Origin of the sequence: uncultured Campylobacter sp., assembly GCF_937949835.1 — a bacterium.
Taxonomy (GTDB): Bacteria; Campylobacterota; Campylobacteria; order Campylobacterales; family Campylobacteraceae; genus Campylobacter_B.
In genome coordinates, this window is the sequence record NZ_CALEDC010000217.1 from 1 (window position 1) to 1,347 (window position 1,347).

A 1,347-nucleotide genomic window follows, 5' to 3' on the forward strand; every position below is an offset into this window, starting at 1 on the left:
CGGGCGCGTTTGCGTCTTTTGTGGGGGCTATCCTTTTTAAAATATCTGCAATAAATTTCAAGTAGACCCAAAGGATTAAAATGCTCTTTCGCATAGCTTGGGTAGAGGGTATCGAGATATAAAAGCTTATCTAAAACTTTATCCATATTGAAATCTTCGCCATAGACCTCTTTAAAAGAGAGCTCTAATTCTTGCAGCTGCGCCTCTTGCTTTTTGCTAAGAAGTTCTCCTTCTTCACTCGGGTAAATCCGTCCACCTATGCTTTTCATCGCTCGTCCTTTAGATAAAGTTTATTGCTTTCGCTTTGCTCTTTTAGCTTTGATAGAGCGGCGGAAAGCTTGTTTTGCAAGCAGGCAAGATCTGATTGCAAAAGCTCAAGCTCGTGCCGCATAGCTATAGGGGCCTGCGCTTGTTCAATGCTTGCTTGCACCACGGCAGAGCTAAGACGGGCGATATATTCTTTTTGAGAGGCTATGGTTCCGTTAGCTAAGGCTAGCTCGCCCGCTAGATCCTCTATCTCTCCTCTTAGGCGAAAGACCTCGGACATATTAGAGATCGCTTCGTGTTTTACGTCCGTTAGCTCCTTATTAAGCGCCGATAGCTCGGCGCCGTTTATGCGAGCGGGAAAGCCCGCGCGAGAGGTGATCTTAGCGCGATATGAGGCTAGAGCATTTTTAGCCTTAGTAATCTCGCCTTTATAGTAAGCAAGCTTTTTGCTGTGCTTCTTGGCCTCAAGCTCGGCATCCGCTTTCAGGTTTGAGATTTCACCCTCGTAAACTAAATTTTGTTTGCGTATAGCGGCATAATCCCGCACCTGCTTCAAAATCGCTTTTTCGAGCTCCTGCTCCGCCCATAGTCTAAAACCCTTAGCCTTTTCACTGCGGATAAACATCCCGAGTTTTATTATGCCGCGTAGCGTCCATTTGATGACGGGGCGATTACGGTCGTTTTTGATTACAACGAAGTGAATACCCTCGATTATCTCGTCGGCGTGTTCGCGCTTATGGACTTTGATATTAGTTGTAGAAACGCCGTAACGTTCCGCCACATATTCAGTAGTAAAGGTTTGGAAATTTAGAATTTCAACTTGCGTTGGCTCTGTTTGGAATAATGACTGCATTTAATCCCCTTTGTTTGGATTTAAAATATTTATGCGGGAATTATATCAGGTTATAAAACATAAGTCAAGAGTTTTTATTGTGAATTAAAACAAAAAATGCAAAAAATGTTTTGAATTAAAATTTTTAATGGTAAGGATTTCTTACCATTAAACAATCATCGATTTTAGAGCATTTTGTAGGATTTTGTAATTTTCAAGCTCTTTTTCAAGCTCGTAAATTTTTAAGA

At 41.8% G+C, this 1,347-nt stretch carries 2 protein-coding genes; both read right to left on the minus strand.

Annotated elements, in window-relative coordinates; genetic code table 11:
- Positions 1–269 (minus strand): hypothetical protein (locus Q0256_RS05030; protein ID WP_297960668.1); only part of this gene is annotated, 269 nt, incomplete at its 3' end.
- Complete coding sequence (locus tag Q0256_RS05035) at positions 266–1,120, minus strand: hypothetical protein (protein WP_297960671.1); 855 nt, start codon at positions 1,118–1,120, stop codon at positions 266–268. The genes Q0256_RS05035 and Q0256_RS05030, both read right to left, overlap by 4 nt.
- Positions 1,121–1,347 lie beyond the last annotated feature (227 nt).